The sequence below is a fragment of the Telluria mixta genome, from assembly GCF_029223865.1.
Taxonomy (GTDB): Bacteria; Pseudomonadota; Gammaproteobacteria; order Burkholderiales; family Burkholderiaceae_D; genus Telluria; species Telluria mixta.
In genome coordinates this window covers 2,429,544-2,443,628 of record NZ_CP119520.1, presented here as the reverse complement: position 1 = coordinate 2,443,628, position 14,085 = coordinate 2,429,544, and the positions used below count along the sequence as shown (strand labels likewise).

Annotated in this window: 15 protein-coding genes; 6 read left to right on the top strand and 9 right to left on the bottom strand. The window is 66.6% G+C overall.

Annotation, left to right across the window (positions count from 1 at the left end; translation table 11 throughout):
* Positions 1-15 precede the first annotated feature (15 nt).
* Positions 16-2,100: an ATP-dependent DNA helicase RecG gene (gene recG, locus P0M04_RS10870; RefSeq protein ID WP_259450502.1), complete on the top strand. Its 2,085-nt coding sequence runs from the start codon at positions 16-18 to the stop codon at positions 2,098-2,100.
* Between the two features lie 154 nt (positions 2,101-2,254).
* Here recG and P0M04_RS10865 read toward each other — a convergent pair whose 3' ends face one another.
* Entirely contained in the window at positions 2,255-2,515 is a 261-nt protein-coding gene (locus tag P0M04_RS10865) for a hypothetical protein (RefSeq protein WP_259450501.1), read from the bottom strand.
* 105 nt (positions 2,516-2,620) lie between these two features.
* A complete protein-coding gene (locus P0M04_RS10860) occupies positions 2,621-3,289 on the bottom strand; it encodes a DJ-1/PfpI family protein (RefSeq protein WP_259450500.1) in 669 nt (222 codons plus the stop codon).
* An 87-nt stretch (positions 3,290-3,376) separates the two neighbouring features.
* Here P0M04_RS10860 and P0M04_RS10855 point away from each other — a divergent pair, with 87 nt between their 5' ends.
* A complete protein-coding gene (locus tag P0M04_RS10855) occupies positions 3,377-4,357 on the top strand; it encodes a GlxA family transcriptional regulator (protein WP_259450499.1) in 981 nt (326 codons plus the stop codon).
* Positions 4,358-4,399: 42 nt separating this feature from the next.
* Here P0M04_RS10855 and P0M04_RS10850 read toward each other — a convergent pair whose 3' ends face one another.
* Positions 4,400-4,906 carry a hypothetical protein gene (locus P0M04_RS10850; RefSeq protein ID WP_259450498.1) on the bottom strand — a complete coding sequence of 169 codons (507 nt, stop codon included), beginning with the start codon at positions 4,904-4,906 and terminating at the stop codon, positions 4,400-4,402.
* A gap of 167 nt (positions 4,907-5,073) precedes the next feature.
* On the opposite strand from P0M04_RS10850, the gene P0M04_RS10845 reads away from it, so the two are divergent.
* The gene (locus P0M04_RS10845) at positions 5,074-5,997 is read left to right on the top strand and encodes a CE1 family esterase (protein WP_259450497.1); all 924 of its coding nucleotides are present in this window, start codon (positions 5,074-5,076) and stop codon (positions 5,995-5,997) included.
* 8 nt (positions 5,998-6,005) lie between these two features.
* Here the strand turns inward: P0M04_RS10845 and P0M04_RS10840 are convergent, their stop codons facing one another.
* From P0M04_RS10840 to pyrC, 5 genes are all read right to left on the bottom strand, one after another.
* Positions 6,006-6,395: a hypothetical protein gene (locus P0M04_RS10840; protein WP_259450496.1), complete on the bottom strand. Its 390-nt coding sequence runs from the start codon at positions 6,393-6,395 to the stop codon at positions 6,006-6,008.
* A 141-nt stretch (positions 6,396-6,536) separates the two neighbouring features.
* The gene (locus tag P0M04_RS10835; protein ID WP_259450495.1) at positions 6,537-6,911 is read right to left on the bottom strand and encodes a 50S ribosome-binding protein YggL; all 375 of its coding nucleotides are present in this window, start codon (positions 6,909-6,911) and stop codon (positions 6,537-6,539) included.
* 17 nt (positions 6,912-6,928) lie between these two features.
* Positions 6,929-7,915, bottom strand: coding sequence for a Gfo/Idh/MocA family protein (locus tag P0M04_RS10830; protein WP_259450494.1), 987 nt, complete (start codon positions 7,913-7,915; stop codon positions 6,929-6,931).
* Positions 7,905-8,720 carry a DUF3025 domain-containing protein gene (locus tag P0M04_RS10825; protein ID WP_259450493.1) on the bottom strand — a complete coding sequence of 272 codons (816 nt, stop codon included), beginning with the start codon at positions 8,718-8,720 and terminating at the stop codon, positions 7,905-7,907. The genes P0M04_RS10830 and P0M04_RS10825 overlap by 11 nt, the downstream gene beginning before the upstream one ends.
* Positions 8,721-8,724: 4 nt before the next feature.
* Entirely contained in the window at positions 8,725-9,774 is a 1,050-nt protein-coding gene (pyrC, locus tag P0M04_RS10820) for a dihydroorotase (protein WP_259450492.1), read from the bottom strand.
* Positions 9,775-9,897: 123 nt separating this feature from the next.
* Between pyrC and P0M04_RS10815 the strand changes: the two genes are divergently transcribed.
* Positions 9,898-10,635: a sulfite exporter TauE/SafE family protein gene (locus P0M04_RS10815; protein ID WP_259450491.1), complete on the top strand. Its 738-nt coding sequence runs from the start codon at positions 9,898-9,900 to the stop codon at positions 10,633-10,635.
* A gap of 108 nt (positions 10,636-10,743) precedes the next feature.
* On the opposite strand, the gene P0M04_RS10810 is transcribed toward P0M04_RS10815, so the two are convergent.
* The gene (locus P0M04_RS10810; protein ID WP_259450490.1) at positions 10,744-11,469 is read right to left on the bottom strand and encodes an amino acid ABC transporter ATP-binding protein; all 726 of its coding nucleotides are present in this window, start codon (positions 11,467-11,469) and stop codon (positions 10,744-10,746) included.
* Between the two features lie 183 nt (positions 11,470-11,652).
* Here P0M04_RS10810 and P0M04_RS10805 point away from each other — a divergent pair, with 183 nt between their 5' ends.
* Both P0M04_RS10805 and P0M04_RS10800 read left to right on the top strand, forming a co-directional pair.
* Complete coding sequence (locus P0M04_RS10805) at positions 11,653-12,924, top strand: dicarboxylate/amino acid:cation symporter (protein WP_259450489.1); 1,272 nt, start codon at positions 11,653-11,655, stop codon at positions 12,922-12,924.
* Positions 12,925-12,999: 75 nt separating this feature from the next.
* Complete coding sequence (locus P0M04_RS10800; RefSeq protein WP_259450488.1) at positions 13,000-14,076, top strand: type II asparaginase; 1,077 nt, start codon at positions 13,000-13,002, stop codon at positions 14,074-14,076.
* The last annotated feature ends 9 nt before the right edge of the window (positions 14,077-14,085 follow it).

Below are 14,085 nucleotides of genomic sequence, written 5' to 3'. Positions count from 1 at the left end.
CGCCAACGAACCGCCATGCCAGCCACGAATGCCAAACCGGCGGCCAAAGCCGCAGACAAACCCGCAGCAAAAAGCATCGAGAGCAAGCTCGCCAAGCTCGGCCTGCGCACGGACATGGACCTCGTCCTGCACCTGCCGATGCGCTACGAGGACGAGACGCAGATCGTGCCCATCCGCGAAGCCTGCCTGCGCGGCGGCCACGTGTCGCAGGTCGAAGGCGTCGTCACGAAGAACGAAATCGCGTATAAACCGCGGCGCCAGCTGCTGGTGACCATCGCCGACGAGACGTCCGACATCCAGCTGCGCTTCATGAATTTCTACGGCAGCCAGGTGAAACAGCTGGCCGAGGGCACGCGCGTACGCGCCCGCAGCGAGGTCCGGCACGGCTTCTTCGGCGCCGAGATGGTCCACCCGGTGTATAAAATCGTCAACGAGGGCGCGCCGCTCCCGAACTCCCTCACGCCCGTGTACCCGGCCGGCGAAGGGCTGTCGCAGACGATATTGCGGCGCGCGATCGCCGACGCGATGAAGCGCGTGGACTGGACCGACACCGTGCCGCGCGCCGTGCGCGAGAAACTGAACCTGGCCGAGTTCCAGCCCGCCGTGCGCCTGCTGCACTATCCGCCGCCGGACGTCGACGAACACGCGCTGACGGAACGCAGCCATCCTGCCTGGACGCGCGTGAAGTTCGACGAACTGCTGGCGCAGCAGTTGTCGTTGAAACGCGCGCAGCAGGCCCGCCGTGAAAAGGGGGCGCCGGTGCTGGGTGCGGTGGGCGAGCTGTCCTCGTCGTTCCTGCAGGCCTTGCCGTTCAAGCTGACCAATGCGCAGCAGCGCGTGGTCGAAGAGATCCGCCGCGACCTGCGCGAGGATTACCCGATGCAGCGCCTGCTGCAGGGCGACGTCGGCAGCGGCAAGACCGTCGTCGCGGCGCTGGCGGCGGCACAGGCCATCGACAGCGGCTACCAGGCCGCGCTGATGGCGCCGACGGAGATCCTGGCCGAGCAACACTTCCGCAAGATCGCCGCGTGGATGGAACCGCTGGGCGTGAAGGTCGCGTGGCTGACGGGCAGCCTGAAAAAGAAGGAAAAGACGGCGGCCAGCGAGATGGCGGAATCGGGCGAAGCGCACCTCGTGATCGGCACGCACGCGCTGATCCAGGACACCGTGCAGTTCGCGAAGCTGGGTCTCGTGCTCGTCGACGAACAGCACCGCTTCGGCGTCGGCCAGCGCCTCACCCTGCGCAACAAGGGGTCCGATGGCCTCGTCCCGCACCAGTTGATGATGTCCGCGACGCCGATCCCGCGCACGCTGGCGATGACGTATTACGCCGACCTGGAAGTCTCCGTCATCGACGAACTGCCGCCGGGCCGCACGCCCATTGTCACGCGCGCCATCGATCAGAACCGGCGCGACGAAGTGATCGAGCGCGTGCACGCGGCCGCGCAGGAAGGCCGGCAGGTGTACTGGGTCTGCCCGCTGATCGAGGAATCGGAAGCGCTGCAGCTGCAGACGGCCACCGAGACCTACGAGACGCTGGCGGAAGCCCTGCCCGACCTCGTCGTCGGCCTCGTGCACGGCCGCATGAAGCCGGCCGAGAAGCAGGTGATCATGGATGCGTTTACCGCCGGCGAGGTGCACGTGCTCGTGGCGACGACGGTGATCGAGGTGGGCGTGGACGTACCCAACGCGTCGCTGATGGTGATCGAGCACGCCGAGCGCTTCGGCCTGTCGCAGCTGCACCAGTTGCGGGGCCGCGTGGGCCGGGGTTCCGCCGCCAGCGTGTGCCTGCTGCTGTATCAGAGCCCGCTGGGGCCTGTGGCGAAACAGCGCCTGATGACGATGCGCGAGACGACCGACGGCTTCGAGATCGCACGGCGCGACCTGGAAATCCGCGGCCCCGGCGAGTTCCTCGGCGCGCGCCAGTCGGGCCAGGCGATGCTGCGCTTCGCAAACCTGGAGACGGACCAGTGGATCGTCGAGCAGGCGCGCGACGTGGCGGCGTGGCTGCTCGAGTCCGACCGGCCCGAAGCCGAGGCCATCGTCGATGCGCACCTGCAGCGGTGGCTGGGCGGGCGGGAAGAGTTTCTTAAAGTCTGACCCGCTGCCCCAAAACGTCATCCCCGCAGCCCTAAAACGTCATCCCCGCGGCCCTAAAACGTCATCCCCGCGAAGGCGGGGATCCAAGTTTTACGCGCAGTGGCACGCTCACAAATTGGGCCCCCGCCTGCGCGGGGGCGACGGTACATCTTGCTTACTTGGTCGCAGCCGGCGCAGTCGTATCGGCCGCCGCATCCTTCGCGGCTTCCTTGGTCTCGGCCTTCTTCGCGTGCTTGGCCTTCTTCACGTGCTTCGTGGTCTTCTTCGCTTCCTGCTTCTCGTGCGTCGCTTCGGCCTTGGCGACGGCCGGCGGCGTGGCCGAATCCGGCGTCGTCGTCGGGGCCGGAGCCGGGGTCTGGGCAAAGGCAGCGGTGGCGAACAGGCCGGCGATCAGGGTGGCGATGGTACGTTTCATGATGAAGGGTCCTCGTGGTGTTGGGTAGGCAGTGATGCACGTTTGCGTCTCACTTGTGCTGGAAACGGCCCACCCTGCCCCGCTGTTGACGCGATTTACAAACACTTACAGCTCAGCCGTTTGCGCCAGCACCGCCTCGATCCGCGCCAGCCGCGGCGCCACCATCTCGCGGTAGCGCGCCACGAGCTCCGCCCCGGCGCCCTGCGGCGAGCCTGCATCGAACGGCGGCCGCGGATCGTATTCGAGCGCCAGCTGGATCGTGCGCGCGACGTCTTCGCCGGCCAGCTCGGCCGCCAGCGCAAGGCCAAAGTCGATCCCCGCCGTCACGCCGCCGCCCGAGATCCGGTTGCGGTCGCGCACGATGCGTTCCGCGACAGGCACGGCGCCGAAACGCGTCAGGAACGGCAACCAGATCCAGTGACAGGCAGACCGGTAGCCGTCGAGCAGTCCGGCTGCGCCCAGCACGAGCGAGCCGTTGCACACGGACGTGACGTAGCGTGCATGCTCTCCCTGACGGCGCAGGAAGGCCAGCGTATCGGCATCGCCGAACAGGTCCTCGATGCCGAAGCCGCCCGGCACGCACAGCACGTCCAGCGGCGGACAATCGTCGAACGTCGTGGTCGGGTTGATCGTGAAGCCGACGTCGGTCGGCACCGGATCGCGCGTCTTCCACACGAGGTGGACCTGGGCGCCGGGGACGCGGCTCAGGATCTGGGCGGGACCGGTCAGGTCGAGCTGGGTCACGCGCGGGAACAGCAAAAATCCAATATTCATGTCGGGCTCCGTTGTGGATGAAGGATGACCCCATTCTAGAAAGCGGCTAGCATTGGCAGCAATGTCAAACTTGTGTCGATTCCTGCCATGCCTTCCACATCGCGCCAGGTTGCGCTGATCACGTTCGACGACGTCCAGGTGCTCGACGTCACCGGTCCCGCCGCCGTGTTCGGCGCCGCCAACGACGCCGCCTGCCATGCCTTTTATCGCGTGCACATCCTGTCGCCGCAAGGCGGCCACGTGACGAGCAATTGCGGCCTCGCGGTCGTCACGAAGCCGCTGGCCAGCGTGAAGCCGGGTGCCATGGACACGGTGCTGGTCGCCGGCTCCAGCCGCCGCAGCCTGCAGGCGCTCGCACAGGACGCGGCCGCGCAGGCGTGGCTGCGGCGTGCCTGCGCCCGCGCGCGCCGCTACGGCTCCGTGTGCACGGGCGCGTTCGCGCTGGCCGCGTGCGGCCTGCTGGACGGCAGGCGCGTCGCCACGCATTGGGAAGCGACGGACGCCCTCGGGCGCAGGCATCCCGACGTCGACGTCGACGCGAACGCGCTGTACGTAGAAGACGGCCACGTGTGGACGTCGGCCGGCGTCACCACCGGCATCGACATGTGCCTGGCGCTCGTCGCGCGCGACCTGGGCGACGCCGTCGCCAACGCCATCGCGCGCCGGCTCGTGCTGTATGCGCGGCGGCCCGGCTACCAGTCGCAGTTCAGTACCGTGCTGGCGGCGCAGGAAAAAGCGGACAGCCCGTTCGCGGGCCTTGTCGACTGGATCCGCACGCATCTTGATGGAGAGCTCGACGTGGCCAGCCTGGCGGAGCGCGCAGGCATGTCGCCGCGCACCTTCCATCGCCGCTTCACGGATGCGCTGGGCGAGACGCCGGCGCGCTTCGTCGAGACGCTGCGCCTCGACCACGCGCGCACGCTGCTGCAGACGTCGATGGCGCTGAAGACGGTGGCCACGCAGGCGGGATATGCGACGCCGGGGCAGCTGTCGAAAGCGTTCGCGCGGCGCTTCGGTGTCAGTCCCGGTCTGTTCCACGCGATGCATGCGGATGAGACCGGGGCATGAAAAAGCCCGCATCGCGCGGGCTTCGTGAGGAGGGCTTCCGGCTTACTGGGTGACCGGCGCGGCAGGAGCGGGTGCAGCTTCCGGTGCCGGGGTAGCCGGGGTAGCCGGGGTAGCCGGCGTGGCAGGAGCAGCCGGGGTCGCCGGGGTCGCCGACGCGTCCGACGTGCCCGAGGTACCCGAGCTGCCCATGGCAGCCGACGAGGCCGGAGCGGCCGGGGTAGCCGGGGTGGCGGGAGCGGCTGCATCAGCCGGTGCCGGTGCCGTCGTGGCGGCCGTGTCTTCTTTCACGGCATGCTTGGTCTTGGCTTTCGCATGCTTGGCGCTCGCCTTCGCATCCTTGGCGTGCGTCTTGGCCGTCTTCGCATCGGCTTTTGCTTCCTTCACGTCGGCTTGCGCTGCCTTGGCTTCGGCCGGGGCTGCCTTCGTCTCGGTCTTCGTTGCCTTCACGTTGGCGTTGTCGACCAGCACCGCTTGCTTGGAAGCAGGCGCCTGGGCGAAAGCTGCAGTAGCGAACAGGCCGGCGATCAGGGTAGCAATGGTTTTTTTCATGATGAAGGGTCCTTTGGTTGTCGGTCAAATTGCACATCGTTGTGTGTGACTTATGCCATCAACGAACCCTGCCGTCCGTGTGTTGACGAACTTTACAAACGGTTACGTGGTTGACAGATACTTACAACCGATGCAACGATTTCCCATCGCCAAGTAAAAGGACGTATATGCCCAGCCTCGTTCCCTTGCCCGCCTCGCTCGCCCGTCCCGAAGGACCGCGCCGCTACCTCGTCGCGGCACCGCCCGGCGCGGCACCCGGCGGCCGGGCGCTGGTCATCGTGCTGCACGGCGCCGGCGCGTTGGCGGAGCAGGTGCTGGGGCTGGCGTATCCGCCGTCCCCGCTGTCCGTCTGGCTGGACATCGCGGCGCGCGAGCAGCTCGTCGTGATCGCGCCGGACGCCGGCAAGGGCGGCTGGAGCGATTGTTTCGCGTCGGAAGCACGCGTGGCCAGGAAGGATGACGTCGCCTGCATCGACGCGCTGATCGACCACGCGATCGCCCACCACGGCGTCGACCCGGCGCGCGTCTACCTGATCGGCGTGTCGCGCGGCGGCTGGATGGCGTATGCCGCGGCGACGCGGCTCCCGCATCGCCTGGCCGCATTCTCGGTCGTGCTGGCGGGGATGCCGCCGCCCGGCCGCACGCAGGCGCCCACGACGCCGCTGCCGGTGCTGATCTTCGGCTGCACGGCCGACCCGCTGATCCACTATCACGGCGGCAAGCCCTGGTATGCGCTCGGCTTCGCCGAACCGGTGCGCGGGATCGAGGATTCCGCGCACGCCTGGCGCGAACTGGCGGGCTTGCCGGACACGCCGGACGTCGTGCGGCTGCCGGTGAGCGACCCGCGCGCCAGGACGAGCGTCACCCGTCTCATGTGGGGCCAGGAACCGGATGGATTGCAGGTCGGCCTGTACCGGATCACGGGTGCCGGCCATGCGGAACCCAGCCGCCTGAAACGCTATCCCCGCTTCATCAACTGGCTGACCGGCCTGCAGAACGCGGACCTGGAAGTCGCGGAAGCCGCATGGGACTTTTTTCGCGAGAAGCGGAAACAAAAAAGCCCGCATCGCGCGGGCTTTGTAACTGCGTAACGAACCGCTTATTTGGCGGCGGCGACGGTCGTTGCCTTGTGCTCAGCCTTCAGTTCAGCCTTGTGCTCGGCCTTGACGTGCTTGGCGTCGGCTTTCGCTTCCTTCACGTCGGCCTTGGCTTCTTTCTTGACTTCCTTGGCGTCGACCTTGGCTTCTTTCACTTCAGCTTTGGCGTCGGCCTTGGCTTCCTTCACGTCGGCCTTGGCTTCTTTCTTGGCTTCCTTGACGTCGGCTTTCGTGGCGGCTTTCGTTTCCTTCACTTCAGCCTTGGCGGCCTGCTTCTCCTGCTTGGCTTCGACCTTGGCCGCGGCCGGCGTGGTGGCGGCAGGCGTAGGCGCCTGGGCGAAGGCAGCGGTTGCGAACAGGCCGGCGATCAGGGTAGCAATGGTCTTTTTCATGATGAAGGGTCCTCAGAGTTTTTGGGGTTCGGTGCAGGTCGTTTTGCGCTGCACTTGTCCCTAAAACGGCGCGGCCGGCCCGTCTGTTGACGGGCTTTACAATCCGTTACCGCGCTGACACATCCTTACAACTCAGCCTTATTAGAACCCGTAGCCGTGCCACGCATCCTTGAAATCCTTCGCGCGCGCATCGACCACTTCCGGCCGCCCACGCAGCCACGCGATCACGGCTTCGCGGTCCTCTTCCGACGGCGAGCCCCGCTCGATGCGGGCAACGACGCCTTCCGTCTCGCTGAACGGCTCGCGGCCGCCGAAGCCGCCGCCCAGCAGGCCGCGCTCTTCCAGCGCACCGAAGAAGTCGTTGATGAAGTCGTGATACGGCTCGCCGCGCATCGGGCTGTGGAAGACGAGTTCGACGTCGAAGCAGTGTTCCTTGAATTCGCCGACGCGCAGCTTCTTGCGCTGGCGGGGATTCAGGCGCCGCATGCGGCTGGTCGAACGGGGGTCGCGTTTCATGAATTCTCCTTGGTTGTTTATGAATGATCGGCTACGTACGAAAGGCCGATCTGGCGCCGGATCTCGTCCATCACGCCCATCAGCGCCAGCGTGTCCGCGTGCGTCATGCCCGGACTTTCGACGAGGCCCGCGCGCCAGCAGCGCTGCGCCTCGATCACTTCGTGCACGTAGCCGTTGCCGCTGAACGGCGTGGGCACGGTGCGCGAGATGCCGTCGGCACGCACCACCGTCACGGTCTGCGCGCGGTAGAACATGGTGTTCATGCGCACGTGACCGCGTTCGCCGGCGATCGTCAGCTCGCTCGGCAGGCGCGCGCGCAACGAGCAGCTGCACACGGACATGCCGCCGCCGCTGTGGCGCAGCAGGATGCCAGTCTGCTCGTCGACGCCGGTCGGGCCGATGTCGGCGTGGGCCAGCACGGTATCGACGGGCCCCAGCAGCGCCACGGCGATCGACAGCGGATAGATCCCCAGGTCGAGCAGCGCGCCGCCGCCCAGCACCGGATTGAACAGGCGGTGCTCCGGCCCGAAATCGGCCTTGAAGCCGAGGTCCGCGTTCACCTGGCGCACGGTGCCGATCTCGCCCGAATCGACGATGCGGCGCACTTCCGCCAGCGCGGGCAGGAAGCGCGTCCACATCGCCTCCATCAGGAACAGGTGTTTTGAACGCGCGAGCTCGACAAGTTCCTCGGCCTGCCGGCGGTTGACGGTGAAGGCCTTTTCGCACAGGACGCCTTTGCCGGCTTCCAGTGCGAGGCGCACGTTCTCGTAATGCATGGGGTGCGGCGTGCCGACGTAGACGAGGTCCACGTCGGGCGCGTTCACGAGGTCGTCGTACGATGCGTAAGCCGTGCCGCCGAATTCGCGGGCGAACCCTTCGGCGCTGGCCAGGTTGCGCGAGCCGACGCCGGCGAGCTGCGCATCCGGCGTGTCCTTCAATGCGGTGGCAAAGGCCTTGGCAATCTTGCCCGTGCCAAGGATGCCCCAACGTACCTTATCGGTCATGGTGTCCTCCTTCAGTGGTGCTGACCGGCCTTTTGGGCCGGAACACGGTGTGGTCGAGATAGAAGGCTTCGTCCTGGTCCGGCCACCAGCCCGGCACGCCCAGCACGGGCAGCGGGGTGAAGCCGGCCGTGGACAAGCCTTCGGCCGCTATCGCCTTGGACACCGCGGCGTCGATCCAGTCGCGGCGTCCTTCATGGTCGAGCGCAAAAAAATCGTCGCTGGCGAACACGACGCGCACATGGGCCGTGATCGCCTTGCGCGGCGCGACGAGCTTTTCCATCAGCGCGTGCCCGAACAGCCACAGCTCGGCATCGCGTCCGAACATCGCGCGCTTGTCGAACAAAGCCGAACGCCACTGGTGCGCGCGCAGGTCGTCGACGAGCGTGTGGCCCGCGGCATCGTCGCGGACGACGAGCAGCGCCGCGTTCTCGTCAAAGATGGTGGCGGCATCGCGCGCCGGTCCGCGCGATTTGCCGACGCCCGCCTGCGCGATTTGCGCGGCCTGCAGGGCGTTCAGCTCCCGCTTGATGCGCGGGAAGGTCTGCCACACGAGGCCGTTGAAGAAATCGTGCAGGTTCTCGCGCGTGGGCACGCAGCCCGTGGCGCCAATGAACGCCTCGTATGCCATACCCTCCGGCAGGTCTGCCTGGGGCACGAAGCGGATCGGCTGGCCTTTGTCGTTGGCCAGCCCGAGCCGCGCCGCATTGGCGTTGAACGCATCGATGAACGGACCGGCAGGCGGGCTGTCGAAGGCGGGACGCACCGTGTCGTACCACGGCCGCGTCCAGTCGATCTCGGGGAACATCCCGTTACAGCATCTTCCAGCCGATCTGTTCGCCCGCGTTCAGCGGGACGAGCTCCTGCTCGCCCATCGGCACGGTTGCCGGCAGGGTCCACGCTTCGCGCTTCAACGTGATCGTGCCCTCGTTCACCGGCAGGCCGTAGAAGGCCGGGCCGTTCAGGCTCGCGAACCCTTCCAGTTTATCCAATGCGCCGGCCTGTTCGAAGGCGGCGGCGTACAGCTCCATCGCATGCAGCGCGGTGTAGCACCCGGCGCAGCCGCAGCTGGCTTCCTTCGTGTGGACGGCGTGCGGCGCGGAGTCGGTGCCGAGGAAGAAGCGCTCGTCGCCGCTCGTGGCGGCCGTCACCAGCGCCAGGCGGTGTTCTTCGCGCTTCAGCACCGGCAGGCAGTAGTAGTGCGGGCGGATGCCGCCCTTGAAGATCTCGTTGCGGTTGTACAGCAGGTGGTGCGCGGTGATCGTCGCGGCGATCGGGCCTTCGGCCTCGGCCACGTACTCGGCAGCGTCCTTCGTCGTGATGTGCTCGAACACGATCGGCAGCTCCGGGAAGTCGCGGCGCAGCGGACGCATCACGCGCTCGATGAACACGGCTTCGCGGTCGAACAGGTCGATGTGCTGGTCCGTGACTTCGCCGTGCGTCAGCAGCGGCATGTCCAGTTCCTGCATCACTTCCAGCGTTTTATAGCATTTGCGCAGGTCGGTCACGCCGGCGGCGGAATTCGTCGTGGCGCCGGCCGGGTACAGTTTCACGCCGTGGATGAAGCCGGTGTCGCGCGCGCGGCGGATCTCGTCCGGTTCCGTGTTGTCAGTCAGATACAACGTCATCAGCGGCTCGAAGCTCATGCCTTGCGGCAGCGCGGCCAGGATGCGCGCGCGGTATTCGGCGGCCAGCGCGGCCGTCGTGACGGGCGGCTTCAGGTTCGGCATGACGATGGCGCGGGCGAACTGGCGCGCGCTGTGCGGCAGCACGCTGGCCATGGCCGCGCCGTCGCGCAGGTGCAAGTGCCAGTCGTCGGGGCGGGTGATGGTGAGGGTGTCGGGGATTTCGAAGGTGGACATGGCGGCTCTCGGATTGCGAACCCCGACATTTTACCTGCATGCCTTCGCGCCGGGCAGCATTGTGGGTGCGCACGATACATTGCAATACAGAACGAAAATACCCGTTAGGGCTAAAATCGTGGCATGACGTTCGATCTGCTCACGCTCGCCCAGCTGGCGCTCATCATCGTGTTCGGTTACACGGTGTTGGGCCTGACCGGGTTCGGCTCATCCGTGACGGCGATGCCGCTGCTCGTGCTGTTCATGCCGCTGCGCATGGCGGTGCCGCTGATGCTCATCTTCGACTTTGTCTCGAACGTGCTGCTGGGCCTGAAGAACCGCCGCTACATCGACAAGCGCGAAGCGCTGCGGCTGATCCCGTTCATGGCGGCCGGGATGGCCGTCGGGGTGCTCGCGCTCGTGCGCGCGCCGGAACGCACGCTGCTGGTCGTGCTCGGGCTGTTCATCCTGAGCTATTCGGCCTGGAGCCTGCTCGCGCGCCGCAAGCCGCCGCCGTTCGCGCCCGCGTGGGCGGGGCCGTTTGGCGTCGTCGGCGGCATCTTCACGGCGCTGTTCGGCACGGGCGGGCCGTTCTACACGATCTTCCTCACGAGCCGCCTGGACGACAAGCTGGCCTTGCGCGCCACCCTCAGCGGCGTGCTGTTCTTCAGCGCCATCTCCCGCCTCGTGCTGTTCACGGGCGCCGGCCTGTACAGCCAGCCGTCGCTGCCGCTGCTGGCCGTCGTGCTGCTGCCGTTCGCGCTCGGCGGGCTGTATGTCGGCAACCGGCTGCACCAGTGGCTGCCGGCGGAGAGGATCAAGCAGGCGGTGTGGGTGGTGCTGATTGCGAGTGGGGTCGGTCTGTTACTGCGTAACCTTTGAACCGTCGTCCCTGCGAAGGCAGGGACCCAAGCTTGTTCGCGCTGCCATGCACGCAAAATTGGGCCCCCGCCAAGGCGGACGGCTAGTCCGGGGGCGACGGTCTCCAAGTTAATGGATGATTCGCGCCAAAAACTCCCGCGCCCGCGCCGACTGCGGCGCCTCGAAGAATGCCTCGCCCGCACTGTCCTCGACGATCCGTCCCTCGTCCATGAACACGACGCGGTCGGCCACGCGGCGTGCAAACCCCATCTCGTGGGTCACGACCATCATCGTCATGCCCTCCTGCGCCAGGCCCGTCATCACGTCGAGCACTTCTCCCACCATCTCAGGATCGAGCGCGGACGTGGGCTCGTCGAACAGCATCGCGACCGGGTCCATCGCCAGCGCCCGCGCGATCGCCACGCGCTGCTGCTGGCCGCCCGAGAGCTGGGCGGGGAACTTGTCCTGGTGCGCCAGCAGGCCCACGCGCTCCAGGTATTTCAAACCGTTCGCCGTCGCCTCGTCGCGCGACCGCTTCAGCACCTTGACCTGCGCGAGCGTCAGGTTGTCGCGCACGGACAGGTGCGGGAACAGCTCGAAATTCTGGAACACCATGCCGATGCGCGCGCGCAGTGCCGGCAGGCGCGTGGCCGGGTCGCCGACGGACGTGCCGTCCACCCTGATCGTCCCCTGCTGGAAAGGCTCGAGGCCGTTGACGGTCTTGATGAGCGTCGACTTGCCGGAACCGGACGGCCCGCACACGACCACCACGTCGCCGCGCGCGACGTGCGTACTGCAGTCGCGCAGGACCTGCACGGGGCCGTACCACTTGCTGACGTTGTCGATTTCTATCATTTGTTTTCGTCCGATTTGGGTTTGCTTGACAGTACCATCAACGCCTAGGATACTGCCGGGACTTGTCAATATCGCAGCACCAGGCACCCGGCAACTCCCTGATCTTGCACGAGATTGTGCCACGGCAGCGGAACAGGACGGACGATCTCCCCTGCTCCGCCATCCGCCACCTAGAGGAAACGTATGAACAAAAGAAACCGCCTCACCACCTGGATCCTCGTGGGCCTGGTCCTCGGCATCGCCACCGGCTACATCGCGCACACCAGTCTCGCCGATCCCAAGAGCTTCGCCGACACGATGTCGCTGATCACGACCCTGTTCCTCCGCCTGATCAAGATGATCATCGCACCGCTCGTGTTCTCCACGCTGGTGGTGGGCATCGCCAAGATGGGCGACGCCGCGGAAGTCGGGCGCATCGGCGTCAAGGCGCTGGGCTGGTTCATCATCGCATCGATTCTCTCGCTCACGCTGGGCCTGATCCTCGTGAACCTGTTCCGTCCGGGCGACGCGATGGCCTTGTCCGGCACCCTGCCGGCAGCCGGTGCCTCGTCGGGCATCACCGCGTCCGGCCTCACGCTGAAGGACTTCATCACCCACCTCGTGCCGACGTCGATCTTCGACGGCATGGCCAAGAACGAGATCCTGCAGATCGTGATTTTCTCGATCTTCTTCGGCACCGGCGCCGCCGCCATCGGCGACCGCGCCGCGCCGATGATCGCCGCCATCGACGGCGCCGCGCACGTCATGCTGAAAGTGACGGGCTATGTGATGAACTTCGCGCCGTTCGCCGTGTTCGCGGCCGTCGCCGGCGTCGTCGCCACGAGCGGCGTGGGCGTGCTCGCGACCTACGGCAAGTTCATGGGCGAGTTCTACCTCGGCATCGCGCTGTTGTGGGCGATCCTGATCGGGATCGGCGTGCTGTTCGTCGGCCCGCGTCTCTTCAAACTCCTCGGCCTGCTGCGCGAGCCGACCATCCTCGCGTTCACCTGCGCCTCGTCGGAAGCGGCGTATCCGAAGACGCTGGAAGGCCTGGAGCGCTTCGGCGTCAAGAACCGCCTGGCCGCGTTCGTGCTGCCGATCGGTTACTCGTTCAACCTGGACGGCTCGATGATGTACTGCACGTTCGCCACCGTCTTCATCGCCCAGGCCTACGGCATCGAACTGGCGCTGTCCACGCAGCTGACGATGATGCTCGTGCTGATGCTGACGTCGAAGGGCATGGCCGGCGTGCCGCGCGCGTCGCTCGTCGTCATCGCCGCCACGCTGAACCAGTTTCATATTCCCGAAGCCGGCCTGCTGCTGCTGCTCGGCATCGACCACTTCCTCGACATGGGCCGCTCGGCCACGAACGTGATCGGCAACGGCATCGCCACCGCGGTCGTCGCGAAATGGGAGGGGGACCTGACCGATCCCGCGCTCGCGGACAAGGACATCGCCACAGCGCCGTTGCGCTGACCGGCACCCAGAACCCAGGCTCCTCCCAAGGAGCCTTTTTTTTACCTTCCAAAAATTGTTAAAAAAGGAGATCTTATGTTCTTAAAAGTTGTACGCACGTGGTTCGCACTGTGCCTCATGACGATGCTGGCCGCGGCCGCGCAGGCCCAAACGGCGGCCCGCCTGCCCAACATCATGATCCTCGCCACCGGCGGCACCATCGCCGGCACGGGCGCCACCAGCACGACGACCGTCGGCTACACGGCCGCCAAGGTCGGCGTCGATGACCTGATCAAGGCCGTGCCGGAACTGAAGCAGGTCGCCAACGTGACGGGCGAACAGGTCTTCCAGATCGCCAGCGAAAACATGAGCAACGAGCACTGGCTCACCTTGGCCAAGCGCGTCAACACGCTGCTGGCCAAGCCGGACGTGGACGGCATCGTCATCACGCACGGTACCGACACGATCGAGGAAACCGCGTACTTCCTCGACCTCGTCGTGAAGAGCAAGAAGCCGGTGGTGGTGGTGGGCGCGATGCGTCCGTCGACCGCGATCTCGGCCGACGGCCCGATCAACCTGTACAACGCCGTGCTGACGGCCGGCAGCGCGGACGCCGTCGGCAAGGGCGTGCTCGTCGTGCTGAACGACCAGATCAACGCCGCGCGCGACGTCAGCAAGACCAACACGACGACCACCGACACGTTCAAGGCGACGGAACTGGGCCTGCTGGGCTACGTCGTGGGCAACAAGGCGCACTTCTACCGCGCGTCGACCCGCAAGCACACCGTCGACACGGAATTCGACGTGAGCAACCTGTCGGCGCTGCCGCAGGTCGACATCGCGTACACCTACGCGAACGTGGGCCCGACCGCCGTCAACGCCCTGGTCGCCGCCGGCGCCAAGGGCCTGATCCACGCGGGTGTCGGTGACGGCAGCCTGCCGAACAAGGTGCGCCCTGCCCTGTCGGCCGCGCGCGAAAAAGGCGTGATCATCGTGCGCGCGAGCCGCGTGGGCCAGGGCATCGTGGCGCGCAACGGCGAAGCCAATGACGACCAGCTGGACTTCGTCGTGGCCGACACCCTGAATCCGCAGAAGGCACGCATCCTGCTGATGCTGGCGCTCACGAAGACGAACAGCACCAAGGAGATTCAGCGGATGTTCTATACCTACTGACGCCGCCCG

Excerpts from the sequence above, each read along its gene's own strand:
- P0M04_RS10815 (WP_259450491.1), top strand. The coding sequence starts at position 9,898 with ATGACGTTCGATCTGCTCACGCTCGCCCAGCTGGCGCTCATCATCGTG.
- P0M04_RS10830 (WP_259450494.1), bottom strand. The coding sequence starts at position 7,915 with ATGACCGATAAGGTACGTTGGGGCATCCTTGGCACGGGCAAGATTGCC.
- P0M04_RS10850 (WP_259450498.1), bottom strand. The coding sequence starts at position 4,906 with ATGAAAAAAACCATTGCTACCCTGATCGCCGGCCTGTTCGCTACTGCA.
- P0M04_RS10825 (WP_259450493.1), bottom strand. The coding sequence starts at position 8,720 with ATGTTCCCCGAGATCGACTGGACGCGGCCGTGGTACGACACGGTGCGT.
- P0M04_RS10835 (WP_259450495.1), bottom strand. The coding sequence starts at position 6,911 with ATGAAACGCGACCCCCGTTCGACCAGCCGCATGCGGCGCCTGAATCCC.
- P0M04_RS10860 (WP_259450500.1), bottom strand. The coding sequence starts at position 3,289 with ATGAATATTGGATTTTTGCTGTTCCCGCGCGTGACCCAGCTCGACCTG.
- P0M04_RS10800 (WP_259450488.1), top strand. The coding sequence starts at position 13,000 with ATGTTCTTAAAAGTTGTACGCACGTGGTTCGCACTGTGCCTCATGACG.
- P0M04_RS10845 (WP_259450497.1), top strand. The coding sequence starts at position 5,074 with ATGCCCAGCCTCGTTCCCTTGCCCGCCTCGCTCGCCCGTCCCGAAGGA.
- recG (WP_259450502.1), top strand. The coding sequence starts at position 16 with ATGCCAGCCACGAATGCCAAACCGGCGGCCAAAGCCGCAGACAAACCC.
- pyrC (WP_259450492.1), bottom strand. The coding sequence starts at position 9,774 with ATGTCCACCTTCGAAATCCCCGACACCCTCACCATCACCCGCCCCGAC.
- P0M04_RS10865 (WP_259450501.1), bottom strand. The coding sequence starts at position 2,515 with ATGAAACGTACCATCGCCACCCTGATCGCCGGCCTGTTCGCCACCGCT.
- P0M04_RS10810 (WP_259450490.1), bottom strand. The coding sequence starts at position 11,469 with ATGATAGAAATCGACAACGTCAGCAAGTGGTACGGCCCCGTGCAGGTC.
- P0M04_RS10840 (WP_259450496.1), bottom strand. The coding sequence starts at position 6,395 with ATGAAAAAGACCATTGCTACCCTGATCGCCGGCCTGTTCGCAACCGCT.
- P0M04_RS10855 (WP_259450499.1), top strand. The coding sequence starts at position 3,377 with ATGCCTTCCACATCGCGCCAGGTTGCGCTGATCACGTTCGACGACGTC.
- P0M04_RS10805 (WP_259450489.1), top strand. The coding sequence starts at position 11,653 with ATGAACAAAAGAAACCGCCTCACCACCTGGATCCTCGTGGGCCTGGTC.